This is a genomic window from Streptomyces sp. NPDC040410, assembly GCF_055595715.1.
Genome location: NZ_JBVIVK010000006.1, coordinates 254,171 through 278,198, shown reverse-complemented (window position 1 = coordinate 278,198; position 24,028 = coordinate 254,171). Strand labels below are relative to the sequence as shown.

The window sequence follows — 24,028 nt, the reverse complement described above, 5'->3', positions numbered from 1 at the left end:
ATGGATGAGAGCCCCGAGCCTGCGCCACACCCTGACCCGCGCCACCGCCGCCGTCGCGGCCCTGCTCCTGTCACTGACCGTTCCCTCGCCCGCGGCCCGCGCCGATTCCGGCCCCGGCTCCCTGGTCGTGCGCACCGACCGGGGCTGGCTGCGGGGCACCGCTGCCGGCGACGGCGGGCGCGTCTTCCAGGGGATTCCGTTCGCCGCCCCGCCGACCGGTGAGCGGCGCTGGCGTCCGCCGCGACCCACCGCGCGGTGGTCCGGCGTGCGCAACGCCACCGCACCGGCGCACCCCTGTGCCCAACTGCCCCTGACGCTGCTCCCCGACGGGGGTCCCGTCCTGCCCGGCGAGTCCAACCGCACCGGGAGCACCACGGAGGACTGCCTGTACCTCAATGTGTGGACACCCGCCCGCACCGCTGGCCGGCAGCTGCCGGTGCTGGTGTGGCTGCACGGCGGGGGCAACGTCTACGGAGCGGGCAGCGACTACGACGGGGCGGCACTGGCCGCACGCGGCGTGGTCGTGGTGACCGTCAACTACCGCCTCGGAGCACTGGGGTTCCTCGCGCACCCCGCGCTGTCGGCCGAGAGCACGGACCGTGCCTCCGGCGACTTCGGACTGATGGACCAGCAGGCCGCGCTGCGCTGGGTGCGGCGCAACATCGGCGCCTTCGGCGGCGACCGGAACCGGGTGACGCTCGGCGGCCAGTCCGCCGGATCGGCGGACACCTGCCTCCACATCGCCTCGCCGACGGCGAAAGGCCTGTTCCACCGGGCGATCCAGCAGAGCGGAAGCTGCGCCGCGGACGGCGCTCTGACACCGCTCACGCTCGCAGCGGCCGAGCGGAGAGGAACCGGCTTCGCGGCCTCGGTCGGCTGCGCCGACCCGTCGACGGCCGCGGCCTGTCTGCGGGCCGTGCCCACCACCGACCTCATCCGCGCCACCGGTACGGGGATCGCGTCGCTGTGGGCCCCGAACACCGGTACCCGCGTCCTGCCCCGTGCTCCGCGCACGGCGTGGACCGAGGGACGCGTCAACGCGGTGCCGACGCTGAGCGGCAACACCCACGACGAATACCGCTACTTCACCGGGCTGTACGTGGATCTGCTCGGCGGCGGCCCGCTCAGCCCCACCTCGTACGCCGCCCTGATCAGACTGCAGTACGGAGACCGCGCGGCCGCGGTCCTCGACACGTACCCCGCCTCGGCGTATCCGTCGCCCAACCTCGCCTATTCCGCCGTCGGCACCGACGAGCACTTCGCCTGCCCGGCACGGGCCGACAGCCGGCTGTACGACACCCGGGCGCCCGTCTACGCCTACGAGTTCGCCGATCCCCAGGCACCGCCGTTCATCCCGGCACCACACACGCCGCAGGGCGCTTTCCACGCCTCCGAACTGGCCTATCTCTTCCCCATGGACGCGGTGCCGCCCCTGACACCTGCCCAGCGTGGACTGTCCGCCACGATGACCGCGTACTGGGCCCGGTTCGTGGCCGATGGCGATCCCAACGCACCCGGGACTCCCGCCTGGCCGCGCTACACGACCGACGGGGACCGCGTCCAGGTATTGGCACCGGACCGGGTCGGCCCCACCACCGGGTTCGCGGCCGACCACCACTGCGACTTCTGGCAGTCCCCGACTCACCGAGGGGCGGTGGGGTGAGGTTCACGCGGGCGCTGGTCCGGGGCGCCGGACCAGCGCCGGCCGATATGGCAGTGCCCAAAGGCCCTGGCCAATGCGAACCGGGCAACGGGCGACGGGGCCCCTGGCCACGGTGGCCGGCTTCTCCCGGGACGTCAGTCCCTGGTCGTGACGCCGCGCGACGGGGCGTCCTCACCCGGACCGCCCCGTACCGCAACGCCGTTGTGTGCCGCCAGCGCGAGCAACGCCACGCGCAGCGGTCCGGTCTCCAGCACGGTACCCGGCTCAAACCAACGGGCCACCGCTGTTCCGCTCGCCATCCTGAGCGTGAAGCGCGCCAACTCGTCCGCCACCTCAGGGCGGTCGCGAACTGCGAAGACGGAGCCCGCCGAATCCCGGGCCCAGTCGACCAGCGCGTCGCGGTAGCGACGCACCTCGGCAACGGCCGCCGCACTGGCGTCCTGCTGCACCATGCCCAGCCCGAGCAGCAGCTTCACACCGTGCGGGTGACGCTGGAACGCGTCCGCAACCTCCGCGAGAAAGGTGTCCAGACGCTGATCGACATCGGTGCCCGGCACCTCGGCCGGGGGCAGGGCAGCCAGCAGCGTGGTCCTGGCTCGCTCCAGCACAGCGACGTAGATCCCGTCCTTGCTGCCGAAGTGCCAGTAGATCGAGCTGACCGGCAGACCGCACGCGGCGGAGATCATCGAGATGGAGGTGGCGGCGTACCCGTGACGCGACATCAGTTCGCCGGCACTGTCCAGTATCAGGTCACGGGACCGCTCACCGCGGTCCTGGGCCGGTGCCTCCGTCATACGGCCGACTCTAGAGGAAACACGTCGCCCGGATCGTGGCCGAAGACGCACGCCGGTCTCCGGCCTCATCCACCAAGGTGGGCCTCCGTGATCGCCAGGGCCGCCGCCATGATGCTCAGTTGCGGGTTCACCTGGGGGCAGCTGGGAAGCACCGAGGCGTCCGTGACGACGGCGGCCGAAGTCTCCGGCGAGCGTGAATCCGTGGTCGTTGCTCCAGCCGGTGAGGACGTGGTCCGGAGTGCGGTAGCAGGTTCCCGAGTTGACGACCATGGTGCCGCCGACGGCTCGGCCCACCGGAAGGAGCAGCGGCGGGTTGCCCACCGCGACGGTCGCTCCGCCGTCCCGGTAGAGCTCGGCGAACCGGTCGAGCGGTGCGCGCCGGCCGAACGACTCGGTGGGGTGGTGTTGTCCTTCTTCGAGGACGACGACGTCGAGCCCGGCCCGGGCCAGGGTCCGTGCGGCGATCGCCCCGCCCGCGCCCGAGCCGATGACCACGGCGTCGGCGGTGGAGCGAGCGGGCCAGGCATGTGCGGGCGTGCAGTCGAGCGGGGGATCCCTGCGGACGGGGTGGCGCGGTGCGAGACCGCCCTGGAGCATGCGCTCCGTTCCGGCCGCCAGGAGGACGGGCACCTTGAGGGCGTCCAGGAGCGGGAGGAGTGCGGGCCGTGCGGCGAGTCCGCCCAGTACGGACTCCCGTTGGGCTGCGGTGAGGGTGGCCAGTGTGCGTCCGGTGCGCGCCATCGCGTAGGCGTCCACGCCATGCGCCGCTGCCCGTAGGCCGGTCCGGGCGGCGAGCGGCATCCCGGTGAGGAGCGTCTCCAGTCTGGCGGGGACGCGTCGGGGCCAGTGGGCGGTGCCGTCGTCGGCGATGAGGGCGGCCACGAGGCCGGTGAGGCTCATCGGGTGCCCACTTCCGCGTGGGCCGTGCCGTCGAGTGTCCATTCGGCCTCGGTGCGCCAACCGCCGAACCGCCGTCGCTCCAGCAGGATGTGCGCGTCGGCGCGTTCGCTGTTGCGGCAGATGGCGTGTCGGCCGTCGGGGTCGGTGTAGTCCATTGTGAGGGTGCGGTCCGCCGGCTGGATGACTTCGGCGCGGATGCGGCGCAGTCCGCTGCGGCCGGTGACCGTCCACGTGGGCAGGCCGATGGAGGCACGGAACCGGCCCGGTCCGGCCCAGCCGACCGCAGATCGCTCGACGCGGCGCGGCCAGGTGCGGCCGTGCCGGCGCAGGCGGAGGAAGACCAAGGGGGGAAGCCTGCGCAGGCCGGGGCGCATGGAGACGGCGGCGACGATCTCCAGGACGTCTCCGCCGCCGAGATCGGCGTGCAGCCAGGCCCAGCGGCGGGCGTTGCCGTGACCGTAGATCCGGGCTGAAGCGCCAGGGGCCGCGGTGAGCGTCAGCGTCGTGTCATCATGGGTGAAGGTGCCGTCGTAGGAGGCGCGTGCGGCAGGGAGTATCTGGGCGGCCGGGAGCAGCGGGGGAATGTGAACAGCGGCTCGTCCGCGGGCCGTTCGGCGAGCTGCCAGCGCAGAGCGCCGTCCTCGACCGATCCGGTCAGGTGGCCGGGCCGGACCGTGACTCCGTCGGCGCTGAAACCGGCCGGGTCGGGGGTCCACCGGGCGGGGCCGAAACGCGCGTGCCGAACGGGGCCTTCCTTGGGGAAGACCGCGGCCCAGCCGTGCGCGTAGGGCTGGGATCCGTCGGCGGGCGCGGTCAGTTCGTGGTGCAGCCACAGTCCGCAGCCGGTGGCCGGGTCGGTGACGGTGGTGTACCAGACCTCGGTTCGGCCCGGCTCACCGCGCCAGCGGGGTGCGAGAAGGGTGCCGGGATTCTCCCGTCGCGGGAAGCGGAAACTCGCAAGGAACGGGAGGAGTTGCGTGGCGAGGGGGAAGCGAAGGGTTCCTGTGCCGATCCGTACGCCGGCCTCGTAGAGGGTGTACGGCAGCACGGTCATCGAGGCGACGGGCCTGCGCGGGGTGATGGACTTCCAGCCGTCGAGGGTCAGCCGCCGGCCGTCGGCAGTGAACGTGACGCGATAGCGGATACGGCGTCGCGTGAGCGGCGAGATCTCCAACTCGCCCTCGGCGCGGGGATCGTCCGCGCGGCCGGCGATCCGTATCCGGCCGGTGGCGCGGGCCCCGGTCGTGCCGAGGAGCCGCATGACGCGCTCCGCCGAGACCGTCAGGTCGAGGCGTACCCGGCGGGTTCGGTCCTCGTCGTCGAGTCGCAGCGTGCCGAGCATCGTCTCGCTGAAGACGGTGCCGCGAACACGCGTGCCGCACTTCGCGGTTGTGATTGTGGCCGGGCTCATGCGAGGCCCTCCAGCATGATCCGCTCGGTCGCCGTCAGGTACTCCTGTGCCGCGCGCCGGGCGCCGGTCTCGTCGCCGGCCGCCACCGCGTTCACCACCGGCGCCAGTCGGCCGCGGGCGGTCCGGGCGTCGGTGAACGGGCCCCTGAGCGCGGCGCGCACCGGCAGATAGGCGTTGAAGAGGGTGTTGGTCAGCAGGACGTAGACGCGGTTCCCGGTGGCTCTGGCCAGGGCCCGGTGGACCTCGATGTCCGCGAGCTGTACGGCGTCGGCGTCGGGGGCCTCCCCCACGGCCGTCAGCAGGGCGCGCAGTTCGTCGCGTTGCCGGTCGTCGGCCCGGGCCGCGGCGCGTTCGGCGATCAACGCTCCGATGCTGCGTCGCACTTCGAAGACCTCACCGATCCAGTCGGGGCTGTGGCGTACCAGCATGGGCAGCAGATCGGCTCCGCCCAGGCGCAGGTAGTCCCGTACGCGCGTGCCGACCCCGTGCCGGGTCTCCAGGAGTCCGGCCTGTATGAGGCGTCCGAAGGCGTGCTTGAGGGTGGTGCGGGTGACACCGTACCCGTCGGCGAGCGTGCGCTCGGGCGGCAGGTAACTGCCGGCCGGGTGGCGTCCGGTGAGGATGTCCTCACGCAGACGGCTCTCCAGGACATCGACGATGCTTTCTCGGGGCAATGCCTCCACGCCGTCCTCCCCAGTGGCTCAGTGGATGAGCCACTCAACCAGTAGGGGTGGGCGGAGTCAATGGCCGACGAAAACATTGCGTTGCCTGTGAGCGTGCCCTGACATGTGTCATGTGATGCTGGCGTCATGACTGATCAGCGCGAGGTTGTCATCGTCCGCTGGCCAGGCCGGGCCCGTTCCGCCGAGGACGGGCCGGCCCGGCTGTTGGCGGCCTACCATCTGCAGACGCAAGCCGAGAAGGGCGAGGCCGTTTCCGACGTGGACGGCCTGCCGGATCGCTACCGGGCAGAGGTCCTGGACCCGCGTACCGCGTTCGTCGACGATGTCGTCCTGGTGGCCCTGAGCGGGGACACGGCGGTTGGCTGCCTGGTCGTCACCGCCCCCGTCGGCGGGCGCTGCGAGGTCAAGAGGCTCTGGACGGATCTGGCCTTCCGAGGCCGGGGTGTCGCGTCCGGCCTGGTCGGTGCCGCGCTGGAGCATGCCGCGGAAAGCGGCGTGGGCACCGTGCAGTTGTCGGTGTGGGAATGGCGGACGGGTGCCATTGCCCTGTACGAGCGGCTCGGCTTCACCGTCACCGAGTCGTGGGACGAGCGGGATCAGCTGGTGTGCATGCGGCGCGCCGTGTGAGCCCGGCGGCAGTCGCAGAGCGCCATGCCGGGTGCACCGCGTGGCGATCAGTGCGGTTTCGCTGGTGCCTGACAGATCGGGCAGAGCTCGAACCGTCCGTTGTTGACAACGCTTCCCCAGCCGCGGCAATCGGCGCAGCCGCGGGCGAGGGCAATGTTCACGTGGAAGGCGGGAGCATGGGGGTGGGCTCCGTTGATCATGCGGTGTTAACTCCATGGGTAGAGGTTTCGCACAGAAAAACTATGACACAGTCCGCATATATATGCAAGCCGGACACAAGGACGCCTGGCTGATCTTGAGCCCTGGAAACCGTCGCTACGGGTGAAGGCCCGCCTCACCCTCGACGCGGATGCCCGTCTCGTCCCCCGGGCGGACCGACAGGGGGCCCGCGACCCTGATGCCGACCGGGGTGTCGTGACCGTCGACGGCCACGGTGACCATGGCGTCGTGTCCGTAGTAGCAGATGTCGGTCACCGTGCCCCTGACCGTGCCCTCGGAGTCCGCGGCGGCCAGGCGGAGTTGTTCGGGACGGAGCAGGACCGTGCCGGCGCGGACGCCGTCGGGCGAGGTGGCGAGGGGGACGGCGCCCAGGGCCGTCACGGCCGTGCCGTCTCCGTCGACGGTGCCGGAGAGCAGGACGGCGTCGCCGACGAAGCCGGCGATCCAGGGGTCGGCGGGGCGGCGGTAGAGGTTCTGCGGGGTGTCGCACTGGGCGACCCGGCCGTCCCGCACGACCGCGACGAGGTCGGCGGTGGACAGGGCCTCCTGCTGGTCGTGCGTGACGAGGACCCCCGTGGCTCCGGTGGCCCGCAGCGCGGATCGTACGTCCGCCCGCAAGCCCGCCCGCAGTGCGCTGTCGAGCGCGTTGAACGGCTCGTCCAGCAGCACGAGCCCTGGCCTCGGGGCGAGCGCCCGGGCCAGGGCGACGCGCTGCTGCTGGCCGCCGGACAGCTCGTGCGGCATGCGGTCGCCGTATCCGACGAGGCCGACCAGTTCGAGGAACTCCCCGGTCCGGCGCCGCCGTTCGTCCCGGTCGACGCCGGTCAGTCCGAAGGCGACGTTGCGCGCCACGCTCAGGTGCGGGAAGAGCGCTCCTTCCTGGGGCACGATGCCGATGCGGCGACGCTCCGGCGGCAGGTGGACGCCCGGCCCGCTCAGGAGCCGGTCGCCGAGCCGGACGGTGCCCGCGTCGGCGCGCAGGAACCCCGCGACGACGCGCAGCATGGTGGTCTTGCCGCAGCCTGAAGGGCCGAGCACGGCGGTCAACGCGCCTGCCGGGACGGTGAGTTCGAGCCCGCGCAGGATCGGCTCCCCGGCTCCGTAGGATCTGGTGAGCCCGTCGACGTGGAGTTCGTTCATGTCCGGTGCCTGCCTAGGAGGTACGAGGGGACGGCTGCCAACAGGATCAGCGCGGCGGCGTAGGGGGCGGCGGCGGCGAAGGATCCGGCCCCGGTCTCGGTCCACAGCCGGGTGGCGAGGGTGTCCATGCCGGTGGGGCGCAGCAGCAGGGTCGCCGGGAGTTCCTTCATGCAGACCACGAAGGTGAGCGCGGCGCCGGCAGCCACGCCGGGCGCGGCAAGCGGCACGGTGACCTCCCGCAGCACCTGCCAGGGCCGCCGTCCCAGCGACCTGGCCACGTCGTCCAGGACGGGCGGTGCCTGGAGCACGGCCGCGCGGGTGGCGGCCACCGCGACCGGCAGGAACAGCACGGCGTAGGCACAGACCAGCAGGGGCGTTTGCTGGTAGAGCGGGTACGCGTAGCGCACGGCGAAGAACACCAGCGCGAGGGCGACCGTGATGCCGGGCAGTGCGTGGCCCGCGTACGCCGCCTGTTCCAGCAGACGGGCGCCGCGCCCCTTGTGCCGGGCGGCGATCACCCCGACCGGCAGGGCGAGGACCGTGGTGAGGCCGGCGCCCGCCGCCGCGACCCCGAGGGTGGCCCAGGCGGTCTCCGCGAGCCCGCCCAGGTCCCAGGTGGCCGAGCTGCCGACGGACAGCCAGTAGCCGAGGGTACCCAGCGGGAAGCCGACGGCGACGGCCACGACCGCCCCGCACCACAGCAGGGCGAGGGGCCGCCACCGGCCGAGGGCGACCGGGACCGCCGGGCGGGCGGTGCCCGTACCGGTCCTGGCGTGCCCGGCGCGTCCGCGCGTACGGGCCTCGGCGGCCACGAGCGCGATCGTCATCACGACCAGCACCACGCTGAGCGCGGCCGCCGGGGTGCGGTCGAAGGACGCGCGGTACGAGGTGTGGATGGCCCGGGTGAAGGTGTCGTAGCGCATCAGTGAGACGGCGCCGAAGTCGGAGAGCACGTACAGCGCGACGAGCAGCGCGCCGCCGGCGGCCGCGGGCCGCAGCTGCGGAAGGGTCACGCGGAGGAACGTACGGAAAGGCCCGTGTCCGAGGGAGCGCGCGGCCTCTTCCTGCGCCGGGTCGATGCCGCGCAGTGCGGCGGCGACCGGCAGATGGACGTAGGGGAAGCTGACCAGCGTCAGGGCCAGCGCGGCCCCGCCGAACCCGGCGACGTCGGGTTCGGCCGACAGCCAGGCGAACGCGGCGACGTAGCTGGGCACGGCCAGTGGCAGCGTGGCCAGCACCGACCAGGCTCTGGCTCCGGGCAGTGCGGTGCGCATGGTCAGCCAGGCCAGCGAGACACCCAGCACCAGGCATGCCGCCACGACCACGGCGGTCAGAGCGAGGCTGCGGCCGAGGAGGTCCAGGGTGCGTTCGTCGGCGACGACTTCCCAGGCGTAGGCGGGGCCGCGTTCCAGGGCGCGGACGCCCAGGTAGCCGAGGGGCAGCAGGGCGAAGAGGGCGGCCACGCAGGCGGGGGCGAGCAGGATGAGGGGCGGCCTGCGGCCGGCCGTACGTGCTCTTCCTGCCGTGCGGCTCTTCCCCGGTATGCGCGGTGCGCGGGCATTACGGCCCGCGCCCGGTCCGGGCGCAGGCTCGCGCCCGGCCGGGGCGGGCGTTCCGGCCGGGCTTGAGGTGGACGATGTGCGCACGGCGCGTCAGACCAGACCGGCGTCCTGGAGCATGGCCAGCGTCTGCTGGAGCGACTCCAGCTTGCCGAGGTCGATGTCCGGGGACTCGAGCGACTCGAACGGCGGCAGGCCCTCGACGCTGCTGGTGACGCCCGCGGCCAGCGGGTACTCCTTCGTCGTGTCGGCGAAGTACGTCTGCGCCTCCTTCGACAACAGGTAGTCGACGGCCTTCTGCGCGACCTCGCTCTGTCCGCCGTCCTTGAGGATGCCCGCCCCCGCGACGTTGATCAGCGCGCCGGGGTCCTTGCCGGGCAGGAAGTGGAGCTTGGCGTCGACCTTGTCCTCGCCCTTCTCGGCGACCCGCTCGTACCAGTAGTAGTGGTTGACGAGGCCGAGGGAGACTTCGCCGGACTCGACGGCGTCCAGGGTGGCGAGGTTGTTGGCGTATGTCTTGGCGCCGTTCGCCTTGAGGTCCTGAAGCCACTTGCGGGCGACGTCGTCGCCCTTGAGGACTCGCATGCCGGTGACGAACGTCTGGAAGGAGGCGTTGGTGGGCGCGAAGCCGACCTTGCCCTTCCACTCCGGCTTGACGACGTCGAAGACACTGTCCGGGACCCTGCCCTCGCCGACCTCGTCCGGGTTGTACGCGATGACGCGGACGCGTCCGGAGAGGCCGACCCAGTCGCCCTCGGAGCCGCGGTAGGCGTCATCGACCTCGTCGAGGGTCGCCTGCGGGAGCTTCTGGAGCATGCCCTCCTTGGACAGGGCGCCCAGCGCGCCGGCGTCCTGGGAGAAGAACAGCCCGGCCTTGGTGCGGTCGCCCTCCTCCAGGATCTGGGCCGCGAGCTCCGCGCTTTCGCCGTAGCGCACCTCGACCTTGGTACCGACCGCCTTCTCCAGCTTGTCCAGAAGCGGCTTGACCAGCTTCTCGTTGCGGCCGGAGTAGATGACGAGCGCGGAGTCGCCCTCTCCCCCGCTGTCCTTGTCGTCGGAGCCGCACGCGGCGAGGGCGGGGAGCAGCAGACCGGCCGCGAGCAGCGCGGTGATCCGGCGAGCCGAGGGGCGTCGCATGGTGATGTGCCTTCCTGCGTGGCTCGCCTTTGCGCCGCTGGTCACGTCGGTGGAAAGGGAGCGTCACGGCAAGTCCCTGTGACCTTGCCGTGGCTTGATTATGACCATGCTATGAATAAGGTAAAGCTTACCTAATCGTCAAGGGCTCTGTGCTAGCGGCGGACATTGCCGCGGAAAGGGCGCGCCCCCGTGATCCACCTCTCCGGGCCCCTCCCGGTACCAGCCGGTCCGATCTCGCCCCCAGAACCGCTCCCGCGGCCGACCGGCGTACCGCTCGCGCGTGAACTCGCCGTGTACGGCGACCGCGTCGCGCTCATCACCCCGGACGAGGAGCTGTCGTACCGCCGGCTGGCCGAGCGGGTGGCCGCCACCGCCGAGCGCCTCGGGCCCGTACGGCGGCTGGTGCTGCTGGCCGGGGCCAACCGGGCCGACGCCCTCATCACGCACCTGGCCGCCCTGGCCGCGGGCCACCCCGTCCTGCTCGTCCCCGGGGACAGCGAGAGCACGATCCTCTCGCTGACACAGGCGTACGAGCCCGACGTCGTGGCCCGACCGGACGCCGACGGGATGTGGACCCTCGACGAGAGGCATCCCGAGAGCGCCCACACCCTCCACCCGGACCTGGCCCTGCTCCTGAGTACCTCCGGCTCGACGGGCTCGCCCAAACTCGTGCGGCTCTCCCACGAGAACCTCCAGGCCAACGCCGAATCCATAGCCGCGTACCTCGGCATCGACGACACCGACCGGGCAGCCACCACGCTGCCCATGCACTACTGCTACGGCCTGTCCGTCATCCACAGCCATCTGCTGCGCGGCGCCGGGCTGATCCTCACAGAGCGATCGGTGTCCGACGCCGCCTTCTGGGAGGCGTTCCGCGCCGCGCGCGGCACCTCGCTGGCCGGCGTGCCGTACACCTTCGACCTGCTCGACCGGGTCGGCTTCGAGGGGATGGAACTGCCGCATCTGCGTCGCGTCACCCAGGCCGGGGGGCGGCTGACACCGGAACGCGTGGCGCACTACGCCGAGTTGGGGTGCCGCTCCGGGTGGCAGCTGTTCGTGATGTACGGGCAGACCGAGGCCACGGCCCGCATGGCCTACCTCCCGCCGGACCTCGCCGTCGAGCGCCCCGAGGCCGTAGGCGTCCCGATACCCGGCGGCTCCTTCCGGCTGCAACCGGTCGACGGCCACGGTCCGGACGTCGGTGAGCTGGTCTACTCGGGGCCGAACGTGATGCTCGGTTACGCCGAGAGCCCGGCCGACCTCTCCCTCGGCCGGACCGTGGACGTGCTGCACACCGGGGACCTCGCCCGCCGTGCGCCCGACGGGCTGTACGAGATCGTGGGCCGCCGCAGCCGCTTCGCGAAGATCCTCGGGCTGCGGATCGACCCGCAGCAGGTGGAGAACCTGCTGGAGGAGCACGGGGTCACGGCGTACTGCGCGGGAGACGGGGAGGCGCTTGCGGTGGCCGCGCTGTGCGCTGCCGGTGAGGAGGCACGGATCCGGCGGCTGGTGATGCAGGAGTGCGGCCTCCCGGCCCGCGCCGTACGGGTCCGCGCGCTCGCCCGACTCCCCCGCCTGGCCACGGGCAAGCCCGACTACGAGGCCGTACGGCGATCGACGCGTCCCGCGGAGGAGGAGCCGCCCGGCCCCGGCACGGACCTCCTCCACCTGTACGCCGAGATCCTGGACGGCGCCGATGTCACCGAGAACAGCAGCTTCGTCAGCCTGGGCGGCGACTCCCTCTGCTACGTCGAGATGTCCCTGCGCCTGGAGGAGGCGTTGGGGCACCTGCCCCCCGACTGGCACACGAAGACGATCCGCGAACTGCGAACCATGGCAGCGCCCGTGGCGAAGGGGCCGTTGGGAGGGGACGGAGCGCAACCGCCGCCGGGGCAACGGGCCCCGGGAGTCCGCAGGGTGCCGCGATCCTGGACGGTCCCCAGGTCCTTCAGGACCCGCCGCACCCTGGAGACCAGCATCGCCCTGCGCGCCGTCGGGATCGTCCTCATCGTCGGTTCGCACATCCAGGTCTTCACCCTCAAGGGCTTCGCCCACATCCTCATCGGCGTCGCGGGTTACAACTTCGCCCGCTTCCAGCTGACGGACGCCCGCCGCCGCGAGCGCGTACGGCATGTGGGGCGCACCATCGCCCGCATCGCGGTACCCAGCATGGTGTGGATCACCGGCGCGGTGCTCCTGACCGACTTCTACGATCCGGCCAACGCCGTGCTGCTCAACAGCCTGCTCGACCAGGGAACCGACCGCTTCGAATGGGCCTACTGGTTCGTCGAGGCCCTCGTCTACTACCTGATCGTCCTCGCTGCCCTGATGGCGGTACCGCTGCTGGACCGGCTGGAGCGGCGCCACGCGTTCGGCGTGCCGCTGGCCCTTGTGGGCGTCGGCCTGGTCGGCCGCTACGACCTGCTGGACCTGGTTTCCCTCCGCCCCCAGCTGAACCCCGCAGTGGTCTTCTGGCTGTTCGCGCTCGGGTGGGCCGCGGCGCGGGCCGGCACCACGCGCCGACGGGCGCTGCTGACGGCGGTCCTGCTGCTCACCGTGCCCGGCCTGTTCCAGGACCAGCCCCTGCGCACGACCCTCGTGATCGCCGGCCTGGCGCTGCTGATATGGGTGCCGACCCTGCCAAGCCTCGGCCCGCTCAGCGCGCTCGCGGGCATCCTGGCAAGCAGTTCCCTCTACATCTACCTGACGCACTACCAGGTCTACCCCTACCTGCAGGAGGACTTCCCCCTCACCGCCATGGCCGCCTCCCTCGTGATCGGCGTCGGCTACGCGGCGGTCGTGACCAGGGTGGCGCGCAGGGTCCGGTGGCTGTGACGCCGTCGCAGCGGGCTCCGGTTTCCGATTCGGGGAGCCCGCTGCCTCAGACCGTAAGCCGGTGCCCGGCGCGCACAGACCCGTCAGGTCCGTGCCGCGTGGGATGTGACCGAGACCGCCGTCGGGGGCGTACACGGCCGTGCGCCTCGGATCAGGCGGACGAGACGGCCGTCTCCCGGGATCGCGCCTCGGCTCCGGTGCGACGAGCGCGGAAAAGCTCGCCCAGCGACAGGGCTCCCGGTCCCGTGAACACCAGCAGCAGGAAGGACCAGCAGTAGAGAGCGGGGCCCTCTCCCCCGTTCTGCAGGGGGAACAAGCCATCCTTCTGATGGACGGTGAAGTAGGCGAAGGCCATGGCGCCCGAACTCAGGAACGCCGCAGCGCGCGTGCCGATGCCGACCATGACGAGGAACCCGCACACGACCTCGATCACGCCGGCGTACCAGTAGGGCCAATCCCCCGCCTCGGTCGCTTCTCTGCCCAGCAGACCGAAGACCGTCGCCGCTCCTTGGCAGGCGAACAGGAAGCCGATCACGGTACGGAACAGCCCGAGGGCAAGGGGTTGGCGGGCGGTGAGTTTCGAGGCGTCCATCGTCGCTCCTGATGAGTGTGAATACAGCTGTACGGTGATCTGCGGCCGGGGCGCGGCGCTGCCCCCACCCCGCGTCTGCTGTATACGTGTAGATCGGCCGGGAAGTTCACATCACTTCGTGCGAAACCGGCACGTGGAACGTACTTCAGGCCGGAGCGGGGCGCATTGCCGGCTGCCTCCGCCTCACGGAACGCCTCGGCGCGCCCGAGGCGAGGTGAGAGACCGGCTGCGCCTTCGTCGTGCCGGCCAGCCGGGTCGGCCCCGCCGAGCGTGATGTCAGCGGTTTGCACACGGCATGCGACGGACTAACATACAACCAAATGGTTGTAGATGAAGCTGCCGACGGATGCCTGGACCGGCTCTTCCACGCCCTTGCGGACACGACGCGCAGGGACATACTCCGCCGCTGCGTCGACGGCGAGCTGTCGGTCTCACGCCTGGCCTCGGCCTACCCGATGAGCTTCGCCGCGGTCCAGAAACACGTGAGGGTGCTGGAGCGAGCCGGGCTGGTCACCAAGCAGCGTCGCGGACGGGAGCAACTCGTCCTCACCGAGCCCGATGCCGTGGCGCGGGCACGGCAGGCCCTCGGCGAACTGGAAGCTCTGTGGCGCGGCAGGGTGGAGCGGATGTCCTCCCTGCTCACGCAGGCCCCCCGGGCGGCAGCGCACAATCCGCAGGAAGGACAGGACAGATGAGCGTGACCAGTGTGGACAAGGACTTCGAGAACCTCACCCTCACTCTGATCGCCGACTTCGCAGCACCGGTCGAAACGGTGTGGCAGCTGTGGGCGGACCCTCGTCGGCTGGAGCGCTGGTGGGGACCGCCGACCTACCCGGCCACCGTCGAGAACCATGACCTGACCCCGGGTGGCGAGGTCACCTACTTCATGACCGGCCCCGAGGGCGACAAACACCGCGGCTGGTGGCGTGTCACGTCGGTCGCCCCGCCCACGTCCCTGGAGTTCACCGACGGGTTCGCCGACCAGGACGGAGCCCCGAACCTCACCATGCCGACCACCACCGTGCGCGTAGCGCTGACCGAGCACGGCGACGGCACCCGCATGGAGATCCGGTCCGCCTTCGACACCCGAGAGCAGATGGAACAACTGATGACCATGGGCATGGAGGAAGGCCTCAAGCAGGCGGTCGGCCAAATGGACGACCTCCTCGCCGGCTGAACGCCCAGGCCCGCCCCACCCGTTGTGTGGTCGTCAAGCACCCGGACTTGCTTCGGAGTCGCTTCACGGGATCTCCTGCTCAGCCCAGATGATCTTGCCCTCGGCCGTGTACCGGGCGCCCCAGCGATGGGTGAGCTGGGCCACCAGGAAGAGGCCGCGGCCGCCTTCGTCCATGCTCCTGGCATGCCTCAGCCGTGGGGCGGTGCTGATGGCGTCGGCGACCTCACAGGTCAAGTGGTCGTCGCGGAGCAGTCGTAGCCGTACGGGCGGTTCGGCGTAGCGGATCGCATTGGTGACCAGCTCGCTCACGATGAGTTCCGTCGTCATGGCCAGTTCCCCTAGACCCAGGCTGCCATCTGGCGAGTCGACCGGGCCCGGACGTCACTGACGGCGGCCGGATCCGGGGGCACGTCCCACGAGACCACGTGATCGGCGCCCAGGGCGTGGGTGCGCGCCAGGAGGAGAGCGATGTCGTCGGGCTGCGGCACGGGCACGAGCTGCTGCACCGCGGACGTGCACAGTGTTCCGAGGTCGGAGCCCGCCTGGGCCAGCACCTCGCCCAGCCGGGACATGCCCAGCTCCATGTCGCGGTCGGCTCCCTCGATGAGGCCGTCGGTGTAGAGGCCGAGCAGGCTGTTCTCGGCGAGCTCGATCTCGGCGGCCTCGAACGCCATCCCTCCCAGACCGAGCGGAGGTCCGGCAGGGGGTTCCGGGAAGGAGACGTGCCCGTCGGGTGCGACGACGACCGGGGGCGGGTGTCCGGCCCGGGCCATGGTGCAACGCCTGGTGACCGGATCGTAGACGGCGTACAGACAGGTTGCGCCGAGGAAGGCGGTCGCGCTCTGGCCGGCCTCCTCGCCGTCGGTCTTCTCCTCGCTCAACCGGAGCACGAGGTCGTCGAGGTGGGCCAGCAGTTCGCCGGGAGGCAGCTCCATGTCCGCGAGGGTCTGCACCGCGGTGCGCAGCCGGCCCATGCTCGCCGCCGCGGTGATGCCGTGGCCGACCACATCGCCGACGACGAGGCCCACGCGGGCGCCGGACAGAGGAATCACGTCGAACCAGTCGCCACCGACTCCACCCGTCGGGTCCGCCGGCCGATAGGAAGAGGCCACCTCCAGCGCAGTCCCGCCCGTCAGAGCCTGCGGCAGCAGACTGCGTTGAAGGGTGACGGCTGACGTGTGTTCCCGGGTGTAGCGGCGGGCGTTGTCGACGCACAGCGCCGCTCGTGCCACCAGCTCCCGGGCCAGCAGGACATCGTCAGGCTGGAAGGAGACGGTGTTGAGCGACCGTACGAACGTCGTGAGGCCCAGAGCGGTGTTCCGCGCCCGCATCGGCACGGAGATGAGGGAGTGCAGTCCGAACTCGCGGATGCTTGCCGCTCTCGCGGGCTGTTCGGCGACCCACAGGTCATCGGCCGGGTCGAGGACCGGGATGAGGACCGGTTCGCCGCTGATGAGCAGGTCCACGCCGTGCGGCGGAGGCAGGAAGTCCACTCTGTCCCCGATCCGCGCCACGGCCTCCGGGCAGCCCTCTCGCACGGAACGCATTCCAGCGCGGCGCATCACCGGCTTTGCCGGTGCCGGCCCCGCATCGGTCAGCCACGCTCCGTGCCCCTCGGTACTGAGGACGGGCTCCAGGAGATCGACGATGACGAAGTCCGCGAACCGGGGAACAGCGAAGTCGGCGAGCTCCTGGGCCGTCCGCATCACATCGAGGGTGTTGCCGATGCTGGTCCCGGCTTCGTTGACCAGCGACAGGAGCCGGCGGGCGTTCCACCGCTCGGTGACGTCCTGCACCATGTAGCAGACTCCGGTCACGGAGTTGTCGGCGTCCACCAGCGGGAAGAAGGACGTGGAGTAGGCGTGTTGACGGTGTGGATCGGCCCAACTCCATCCCGTGTACTCGTAGTCGGTCACCGGCGTGCCGGTCGTCAGGACCTTGCGCATCAATCCCTCGATGGTCTGCGCCTGCAGCCCGGGCAACAGGTCGCTCAGCCGAGCCCAAGCCGCTGTTCGCGGTGCACACCGCCGAAGCGTTCCAGGGTGTCGTTCAGCCACACATAGCGCAGCTGCAGGTCCATCACCGCCATACCGACCGGCGCACGCGTCAGGAACCCGTCGAGAACGGACTGGCCCACCGTCCATGGCTGCTTCTGCTCCCGTGCCGAGATCAGAAAGCACTCGTCCGCGCCGATGCGGAAGGACGCGGAGACGCGCAGGTCGACGTCGATGTGGCCGCCCTCGCGATGCCGTAGGGGGATGAGACCGCTCCACCCCATCCCGGCACGGCACCGTTCCGCGATGCCTGCCACCCGTACCGGATCCCCGGGCAGCGCCAGCAGGCGCGCGGCGGAGCCGCCGACAACGTCAGGCGCCGGGTGGCCGAGGAGCGCTTCGGCCGCACGGGTCCAGCCGACGACGACACCGGCCGAGGACACCACCGCCGCCGCGTCGGTGGAGGCGTCGAAGAGATCGCGCGGCCCTGTGGACGCGGGCGCGGCGGACCCCTCTCGCGCAGAATCCATGGCAGCCATCCTTTACAGGACCATGTTCCTGCTTGTCCGCCCGACGTGCACGACCCCCGGCGGACGGCTGCCGGCCGGCACGGACGGGCAGCACCGGGCTGGGCAAGACGGAAAGCCGGAGGCAGCATGGAAGGGGGTGCTCGGAACCCAGGCGTGCGGTACGCCGGCAAAGGCCGGCACATCCTGCCGCCGGCGGAGGAGGATGTGATGGCAGCCGAATCCGTCCAGCCCGACGGTGACGAGTACGGCCCCGAGCCGCCCCGGCCCACCGGCCTGCTGGATGTGCTGAGCCTGGCCGCGGTGGTCGTGGACGCCCGCGGACGCATCGTGTTCTGGACCCCGCAGGCCGAGGAGCTCTTCGGCTACACCCCGGAAGAAGCCCTCGGCGAGTACGCGGCGCGACTGTTCATCGACCCCGATCACCTGCAGGCCGTGGCGAGCCTGTTCACGGAGGTGCTGGAGACCGGCCGGAGCTGGGCCGGCGCCTTTCCCATCCGGCACAAGGACGGCAGCAGCCGCCTGATGGAGTTCCGCAACATACGCCTGCTGGACGATCTCGGAGATGTATACGCCCTGGGCATCGCGGCCGACCACAGCCTGCTCCAGCGTGTCGAGACCGACCTGGCCCTGGGCGAGCGGCTGATCAACCAGTCCCCGATCGGCCTGGCCCTCCTCGACCCCGACCTGCGGTATCTCCTGGTCAACCCGGCGCTGGAACGTATCGACGGGATCCCCGCCGAAGACCACATCGGGCGTCATCTGAGACAGACCCTGCCCTTCCCCGACGTGGACACCGTCGAGTCGGCACTGCGCCAGGTGCTCACCACCGGCACCCCGCTGCTCGACCAGTACCACGTCGGCCGCCCCCCGGCCGACCCCGAGCACGAGCACGCCTGGTCCATGTCCTTCTACCGGCTTGAGGATCCCGGCGGGCGTGTCCTGGGTGCGGCAGCCTCGGTCGTCGACGTCACCGAGCGGCACCGTGCGGCGGGAGAGGCAGACCGGGCCCGGCGACGCCTGGCGCTCATCGCCGACGCCTCCACCCGCGTCGGCACGACGTTGGAAGTGGAGCGGACCGCTCATGAACTGGCCGAGGTCGCGACCCCCGAGCTCGCCGACGTGGTCGCCGTGGACGTCCTCGACGCAGCCCTGGCCTGCCGCCGCACGCGCAGACCGGACAACGGCCCGGAACTCTTCCGCGCCCTCGCCCTCAAGGCGGCCCACCCCACCGTGGCCCTGCGCGCCGCCGACCCTCCGGGTGACCTCGCCGCCTACGAGGGTGACCGCCTGGTCACCCTGTGCGTCCACTCCGGCCGCCCGGTTCTGGTACGCCACGTCGGCGAACGGGATCTGCCGCGCATCGCCCGCGACGCCGAAGCCACCACGCTCCTGGCCCGCGCCGGCGTCCACTCCTATCTCGCCGTGCCGCTGATCGCCCACGGCGAGGTCCTCGGCGCCCTCGACCTCAAGCGCACCCGCAACCCGCTCCCGTTCGACGAGGACGACGTCGTCCTCGCCAGTGAGCTGGCCAGCCGCGCCGCCGTGGCCATCGACAACGCCCGCTGGTTCCAGAGCGTGCGCAACACCGCCCTCACTCTCCAGCGCAGCCTGCTGCCCGACCACCCGCCGCACCAGACCGGTCTGGCACTCGCCTCGCGGTACCAGCCCGCCCAGGCCACCAGCGAAGTAGGCGGCGACTGGTACGACGTCATCCCCCTGGACGGCGACAAGACCGCCCTCGTCGTCGGCGACGTCATGGGCAACGGCATCGACGCCGCCGCCACCATGGGCCGGCTTCGCACCGCCACCTGCGCCTACGCAGACCTCGACCTCGCCCCCGCCGCCGTTCTCCAGCACCTGGACAAAATCACCTGCGACCTGGAGCACTACATCGTCACCTGCCTCTACGCCGTGTACGACCCCCGCACGAGACGGTGCCGCATCGCCAACGCGGGACACATGCCGCCGGCGCTGGCCCGTCCCGGAGAGGCCCCCACACTGCTCGAACTCCCCACCGGGGCGCCGCTCGGCGTCGGTGGCATCCCCTTCGAGGCCACCACGATCGAACTCAGACCCGGCGATCTGCTGGTCCTCTACACGGACGGCCTCGTCGAGACCCGCCACCACCCCATCGACGACCGCCTGAACGTCCTCCTCAGCTTCCTCGACGAGCCGCAGCGTCCCCTCGAGCAGACATGCGACCTCCTGCTGTACGGACTCCGCCACCCCGACGACCACGACGACGTCGCCCTCCTGGTCGCTCGAGCCCTGTAGCCCGTACAGCGGCCCGCCGGGAGCGCCCGCCCTCCGGGCCGGGAGCCACCGGTCCGCGCGAAGGGCACAGCCGTCGGCCGCTGTACATCCGGCGCGCAGTCGTCGGCCGTCCACCCCGCCTTGCTGTCCCGCGCCCAGGCACGTGGCCCCCGGTGACGCGGGACAGCAGCGGTTGAGGCCTACTTGGTGAGCGGCGCCAGCTTCGGGTCGCCGGCGTAGACCTCGGCCGCGTTCTGCTCGGTCACGATGACCGGCGGGAGGAGGTACGCCGGGACGACCTTCGAGCCGTTGTCGTACGACTTGTCGTCGTTGATCTCCGGCTTGTCGCCCTTCCGCAGGGACTTGACCATGTCGACGGTCTCGGCGACGAGCTTGCGGGTGTCCTTGTTGAGGCGGTTCGTTCAACGCGGGAGAGTTCGGCCACTCCTCCGTACTGCCCGACGGGCCGGAATGCTACTGCGGCAACCGAGGCTGCCTGGAGAGGCTGGTCAACCCGTCCGCGATCGTCGCCGAGGTGCACCGACGACTCGCCACCCGCCCCGGCGGCAACAGTGTGCTGTCGCAACCGTTCGACCAGGATCCGACCTCCGTCGACCATGCCGCGATCCAGCTCGCAGCGGGAGCCGGCGACCCCGTCGCCACCGCGGTCATCGACGAGGCCGCGGAACATGTCGCCTCGGTCGCGGTCAGCATCGCCAACTTCATCGACGTGGACCTCATCATCCTCGGCGGACACGGCATCGAGCATGTGGAGTCGCGGTACGTCGACGTCGTCGCTTCCGCGCTGGCCGGCAGACCGCTGGCCCGTCACATCCGTGCCGTGGAGGTCGCGGCCTCCCCGCTCGGCACGGACGCCGCCGTCGTGGGCAGCGCCGCGCTGGTACTGCACGCGACCTACTCACCGCAACTGTCCGCGCTTCTGTCGGACTGACCGGGCAAGAGCGCCGACCGCGAAGAACACGCCCCCCGAGACCGGCGGCGCGACCGGGCAAGGGACTCACGTCCTGCGATCCGGCGGTCCCGCGGTGGACGCGTCGGCCGGCGCTGCGACGGCGCCACAGCCGCTGATCCCGCACGGCTTGGCGGGGGCGGACATGATCTGCCGGGCTGTTCCCGTGTCAGCGGTGGCCGGGGAACCGCAGGGCGTTGGCCCAGAGCCGGGTGACCGTGGACACGAGTTCCTCGAATTCCGTGGGCGTGCCTTCCGCGTGCCTAGGGCCGAGTACAAACGCGTTGTAGGCCATCGCGCTGACCATGCCCGACAGCGCGCGGGAAGCCATCATCGGATCGACCTCAGGGTCTGCGACACCCCGCGCCTGCAGGTCGGCGATGCCGCGGGCGTTGCGGCCGATGAACGCGTCCGCGCGTCGGCTTCGGAATTCACGGAACTCCGGCTCCACTTGTGCGACCTGCTCGAGCAGTCCCATCAGCTTCGCGTTCCGTCGGTATGCCTCGAGATACGCGCGATTACTCGCCTCGAGTACCGCATACGGTTCGTCGGTACCCTGCACCCGGGCCATGCCTGGGTGCATCATGTCCTCCTGCGCCTCCAGGAGAACGGCGGCCAGCACCTCTTCCTTGTTGGCGAAGTAGGTGTAGAAGGATCCCGCCGCGCACCGGGCCTCCTTGGTGATGTCGGCCAGGCGGGCGTCGAGGTAGCCGTCCCGCTCGAACACCTTCCGCGCGGCCTTCACCAATGCGGCCCGTGTCCGCGCTCCGCGTTTCGTCGTCGGGGGCTCGCGAAGTGGCGAGAGAGGTGCCATCGGCGGTGCCTTCTCGCTGTAATTCTCCTCGGACGCAGTGGTTTCCATTCCCGGAACGATACTTGAATCCGACGCCAGAGTCACAAATGCGCCAGGCTGTGCTCGGCGCTCGCGGAAACATTCCGGAGTCGGTTCCCGCTGTGTACGAAAGACGCCGAATCGGCCGAGGTTTCAGGCACTCCGGCCAGGTTCGAGGGCAGCGCCGCACCGTCCGTGTCGTGAAAGGGCATCGCCGTACTGCCCTGCCGCCCAAGGCAGTTGTACGGCCGGGTGCCACTGCCTCCGCGCCGGGACGCGCCGGTCGCACCGGGTCGCCGTACTCTCCGGGGGCGGCGCCCTGTTGTGTGGTGCGGTGGGACACACACGCACAAGCGCTGACGGCGATGTCCCATCTCGGCGCGCCCTCCGGCGGGGCGCTTGACGACGCTGCCGCAGGAGGGATCGCCCGGTCCGACCGGTCAGGCGGTGATCATGAAGCGTTCGGCGAGTTGCCGGCGGGTGTCGGCGGCACCGGTGTGCAGCACGCCCCCGATACCGATCCGCGCCGCTCCGTCGAGGTTCTGCTGCAGGTCGTCGATCATGACCGACTCCTCGGGATGGACGCCGAGACGCTCACATGCCATCGCGTATATGCGCCGGGACGGCTTGCGGACCCCGACCTCGGAGGAGATGACGACCACGTCGGCCAGAGCCGCGAGGTCGACACCGTCGTAGGTGCCGGTTCCGAACGAGTTGGATACCAGCGCCACGGGATACCCGGCGGCGCGCAGATCACCGAGCAGGGCGAGCACGTCCTGGTCCGTCGATATCCCCGCTTGCATCCTGGCCGTGAGCCCCTCGGCCGGGACGTCGGCGCCGTGGGCGCGGAGACGCTCGGCGAATCCTCGCTCGAAGGCTGTCGCGTCGATACGGCCGCACTCGTGGTCTGCCAGGAGCGTGCGTGACGGCTGGTCCCGGCTGAGGAGGCGCAGCGGCAGGCGCGGGTCGCCGCCGAGCGAGGCGCCGAAATCGGTGAAAGCCTGCAGCACGCTGGAGGTGATGACCCCTCCGAAGTCCACGAGGACCGCGGTTCTGGCCCTGTCCACCACGTTCGACACGGTATCCACTCCTTCTGCCGCGGACGGCTCTCGACCGACCCGTGCGACGGCAGCCATGTGCCGCCGGCCGCACGAGAACCCGACTCATCTGCCTTTGATGGGACGACAGAGCCTAGGAATACGAGGCGATTGCCGCGGCCACCGACCGGTCCTCTCCATGGGCGGCGGACATCAGGCGACCTCGAACAGTCCCGCTGCGCCCATGCCGCCGCCGACGCACATCGAGATGACCACATACCGCACCCCACGGCGCTTGCCCTCGATCAGGGCGTGCCCCACCAGGCGGGCACCGGTCATCCCGTACGGATGGCCGACCGAGATTCCGCCGCCGTTGACATTGAACCGCTCCGGGTCGATGTTCAGTTCGTCCCGGCAGTACAGCGCCTGGGAGGCGAACGCCTCGTTGAGTTCCCACAGACCGATGTCGTCGATGGTGAGGTCGTGCTGCTTCAGCAGCTTCGGTATGGCGAACACCGGGCCGATCCCCATCTCCTCCGGACCGCAACCGGCAACGGCCATACCCCGGTATGTACCCAGCGGCTCCAGTCCGCGACGCCCGGCTTCCTTCGCCTCCATCAGCACCGAAGCCGAGGCCCCGTCCGACAACTGCGAGGAGTTGCCCGCCGTCACGGTGGCGTGCGCGGTCACCTGACCGTCCGCCAGCACCGGCGCCAGTCCTGCCAGACCCTCGAGTGTGGTGGACGGGCGGTTGCCTTCGTCCCGGGTCAGGGCCACGGCCTCGTCCAGCACCTGTCCGGACTGCTTGTCGAGGACCTTCTTGACGCTGTCGAGCGGGACGATCTCCTGGTCGAACCGCCCGGCCTCCTGCGCCGCCGCGGTGCGCTGCTGTGACATCAGCGCGAACTCGTCCTGGCGTTCCCGGCTCACCCCGTAGCGTTCGGCGACGATCTCCGCCGTCTGCAGCATCGGCATGTAGATACTCGGCTTGTGCTCGACCAGCCACGGATCCGCCATGCGGTGGGTGTTCATGTGGTCGTTCTGCACAAGGGAGATCGACTCGACACCACCCCCGACAGCGACCTGCATCCCGTCGCCGACGATCTGCTTGGCGGCCGTGGCGATCGCCATCAGGCCCGACGAGCACTGCCGGTCGAGCGTCATCCCCGACACGGTGTCCGGAAGTCCGGCACGGAGAGCGGCCTGGCGCCCGATGTTGCCCCCGGACGACCCCTGCTGTAGGGAGCTGCCGAAGATCACGTCCTCGACCTCGCCTCCCTCGAGCCCGGCACGCCGCACCGCGTGCGACAGGGCATGGGCGGCGAGTTCCTGTGCCTGCGTGTCGTTGAACGCGCCGCGGTACGCCTTGCCGATCGGCGTCCGTGCCGTCGAAACGATCACTGCTTCCCTCATGTCGCCTCACTCTTTCCTGTCGGTCCGGTTCGTCTGGGAGCTTCGGGGCGAATCCCGAGCTCGGTGAGCCGGGCTCGACGCCGGTAGCCGGTGCCGAGCGCCGACTGGGGCGCTGTGAGCGGTCGTTGACCGTCTCCCCGATACCGGCGACATGCCTCACGGCCGCCGGGCGGGGCGACGAGGCCGACCTGCACCCGTTATAGTTGAATCTGGCGTCATGTTCAACCGAGGCTCGCGGGTGCCCCGGGTCACGAGTGGGGCC

18 protein-coding genes and 2 pseudogenes are annotated in these 24,028 nt (G+C 70.9%); 7 read left to right on the top strand and 13 right to left on the bottom strand.

Annotation, left to right across the window (positions count from 1 at the left end; translation table 11 throughout):
• The first annotated feature begins 4 nt into the window (after window positions 1–4).
• On the top strand, window positions 5–1,663 hold the full coding sequence (locus ACZ562_RS15635) for a carboxylesterase/lipase family protein (RefSeq protein ID WP_471178485.1): 1,659 nt from the start codon (window positions 5–7) through the stop codon (window positions 1,661–1,663).
• Between the two features lie 134 nt (window positions 1,664–1,797).
• On the opposite strand, the gene ACZ562_RS15630 is transcribed toward ACZ562_RS15635, so the two are convergent.
• The 4 genes from ACZ562_RS15630 to ACZ562_RS15615 form a co-directional block, all read right to left on the bottom strand.
• Window positions 1,798–3,357, bottom strand: coding sequence for a TetR family transcriptional regulator (locus tag ACZ562_RS15630; protein ID WP_471178482.1), 1,560 nt, complete (start codon window positions 3,355–3,357; stop codon window positions 1,798–1,800).
• Window positions 3,354–3,701 carry a hypothetical protein gene (locus tag ACZ562_RS15625; protein WP_471178479.1) on the bottom strand — a complete coding sequence of 116 codons (348 nt, stop codon included), beginning with the start codon at window positions 3,699–3,701 and terminating at the stop codon, window positions 3,354–3,356. The genes ACZ562_RS15630 and ACZ562_RS15625 overlap by 4 nt, the downstream gene beginning before the upstream one ends.
• Window positions 3,702–3,853: 152 nt before the next feature.
• Window positions 3,854–4,768, bottom strand: coding sequence for a hypothetical protein (locus ACZ562_RS15620; protein ID WP_471178476.1), 915 nt, complete (start codon window positions 4,766–4,768; stop codon window positions 3,854–3,856).
• Window positions 4,765–5,451, bottom strand: a complete 687-nt coding sequence (locus ACZ562_RS15615; protein ID WP_471178474.1) for a FadR/GntR family transcriptional regulator — start codon at window positions 5,449–5,451, stop codon at window positions 4,765–4,767. Before ACZ562_RS15615 ends, ACZ562_RS15620 begins: the two co-directional genes overlap by 4 nt.
• A 126-nt stretch (window positions 5,452–5,577) precedes the next feature.
• Here ACZ562_RS15615 and ACZ562_RS15610 point away from each other — a divergent pair, with 126 nt between their 5' ends.
• Window positions 5,578–6,078, top strand: coding sequence for a GNAT family N-acetyltransferase (locus ACZ562_RS15610; protein WP_471178472.1), 501 nt, complete (start codon window positions 5,578–5,580; stop codon window positions 6,076–6,078).
• 315 nt (window positions 6,079–6,393) lie between these two features.
• On the opposite strand, the gene ACZ562_RS15605 is transcribed toward ACZ562_RS15610, so the two are convergent.
• The 3 genes from ACZ562_RS15605 to ACZ562_RS15595 all read right to left on the bottom strand — a co-directional run bounded on the left by ACZ562_RS15605 (window position 6,394) and on the right by ACZ562_RS15595 (window position 10,133).
• Window positions 6,394–7,437: an ABC transporter ATP-binding protein gene (locus ACZ562_RS15605; protein WP_471178471.1), complete on the bottom strand. Its 1,044-nt coding sequence runs from the start codon at window positions 7,435–7,437 to the stop codon at window positions 6,394–6,396.
• A complete protein-coding gene (locus tag ACZ562_RS15600; protein WP_471178834.1) occupies window positions 7,434–8,981 on the bottom strand; it encodes an ABC transporter permease in 1,548 nt (515 codons plus the stop codon). The genes ACZ562_RS15605 and ACZ562_RS15600 overlap by 4 nt, the downstream gene beginning before the upstream one ends.
• A 108-nt stretch (window positions 8,982–9,089) precedes the next feature.
• Entirely contained in the window at window positions 9,090–10,133 is a 1,044-nt protein-coding gene (locus ACZ562_RS15595) for an iron ABC transporter substrate-binding protein (RefSeq protein WP_471178469.1), read from the bottom strand.
• Window positions 10,134–10,322: 189 nt separating this feature from the next.
• On the opposite strand from ACZ562_RS15595, the gene ACZ562_RS15590 reads away from it, so the two are divergent.
• Entirely contained in the window at window positions 10,323–12,968 is a 2,646-nt protein-coding gene (locus ACZ562_RS15590) for an AMP-binding protein (RefSeq protein WP_471178466.1), read from the top strand.
• Window positions 12,969–13,119: 151 nt separating this feature from the next.
• Here the strand turns inward: ACZ562_RS15590 and ACZ562_RS15585 are convergent, their stop codons facing one another.
• Complete coding sequence (locus tag ACZ562_RS15585; RefSeq protein WP_471178463.1) at window positions 13,120–13,560, bottom strand: DoxX family protein; 441 nt, start codon at window positions 13,558–13,560, stop codon at window positions 13,120–13,122.
• Window positions 13,561–13,880: 320 nt separating this feature from the next.
• Between ACZ562_RS15585 and ACZ562_RS15580 the strand changes: the two genes are divergently transcribed.
• Window positions 13,881–14,255 carry an ArsR/SmtB family transcription factor gene (locus ACZ562_RS15580; protein ID WP_471178460.1) on the top strand — a complete coding sequence of 125 codons (375 nt, stop codon included), beginning with the start codon at window positions 13,881–13,883 and terminating at the stop codon, window positions 14,253–14,255.
• Entirely contained in the window at window positions 14,252–14,737 is a 486-nt protein-coding gene (locus ACZ562_RS15575; protein ID WP_471178457.1) for an SRPBCC family protein, read from the top strand. Before ACZ562_RS15580 ends, ACZ562_RS15575 begins: the two co-directional genes overlap by 4 nt.
• A gap of 63 nt (window positions 14,738–14,800) precedes the next feature.
• Here the strand turns inward: ACZ562_RS15575 and ACZ562_RS15570 are convergent.
• A pseudogene (locus ACZ562_RS15570) lies at window positions 14,801–17,261 on the bottom strand (SpoIIE family protein phosphatase).
• Between the two features lie 207 nt (window positions 17,262–17,468).
• Between ACZ562_RS15570 and ACZ562_RS15565 the strand changes: the two are divergent.
• Window positions 17,469–19,535 (top strand): SpoIIE family protein phosphatase, encoded by a 2,067-nt coding sequence (locus tag ACZ562_RS15565; protein WP_471178454.1) that lies wholly within the window; start codon window positions 17,469–17,471, stop codon window positions 19,533–19,535.
• 179 nt (window positions 19,536–19,714) lie between these two features.
• Here ACZ562_RS15565 and ACZ562_RS15560 read toward each other — a convergent pair whose 3' ends face one another.
• Entirely contained in the window at window positions 19,715–19,885 is a 171-nt protein-coding gene (locus ACZ562_RS15560; RefSeq protein WP_471178452.1) for a hypothetical protein, read from the bottom strand.
• Between the two features lie 62 nt (window positions 19,886–19,947).
• Here ACZ562_RS15560 and ACZ562_RS15555 point away from each other — a divergent pair.
• Window positions 19,948–20,466 (top strand): annotated as a pseudogene (locus tag ACZ562_RS15555) (ROK family protein); the annotation flags it as partial.
• A 187-nt stretch (window positions 20,467–20,653) separates the two neighbouring features.
• On the opposite strand, the gene ACZ562_RS15550 reads toward ACZ562_RS15555, so the two are convergent.
• The 3 genes from ACZ562_RS15550 to ACZ562_RS15540 form a co-directional block, all read right to left on the bottom strand.
• Window positions 20,654–21,346, bottom strand: a complete 693-nt coding sequence (locus ACZ562_RS15550; protein ID WP_471178450.1) for a TetR/AcrR family transcriptional regulator — start codon at window positions 21,344–21,346, stop codon at window positions 20,654–20,656.
• A gap of 410 nt (window positions 21,347–21,756) precedes the next feature.
• A complete protein-coding gene (locus ACZ562_RS15545) occupies window positions 21,757–22,395 on the bottom strand; it encodes an HAD family hydrolase (protein ID WP_471178447.1) in 639 nt (212 codons plus the stop codon).
• A 171-nt stretch (window positions 22,396–22,566) separates the two neighbouring features.
• Window positions 22,567–23,766, bottom strand: coding sequence for an acetyl-CoA C-acyltransferase (locus ACZ562_RS15540; RefSeq protein WP_471178445.1), 1,200 nt, complete (start codon window positions 23,764–23,766; stop codon window positions 22,567–22,569).
• Between the last annotated feature and the right edge of the window lie 262 nt (window positions 23,767–24,028).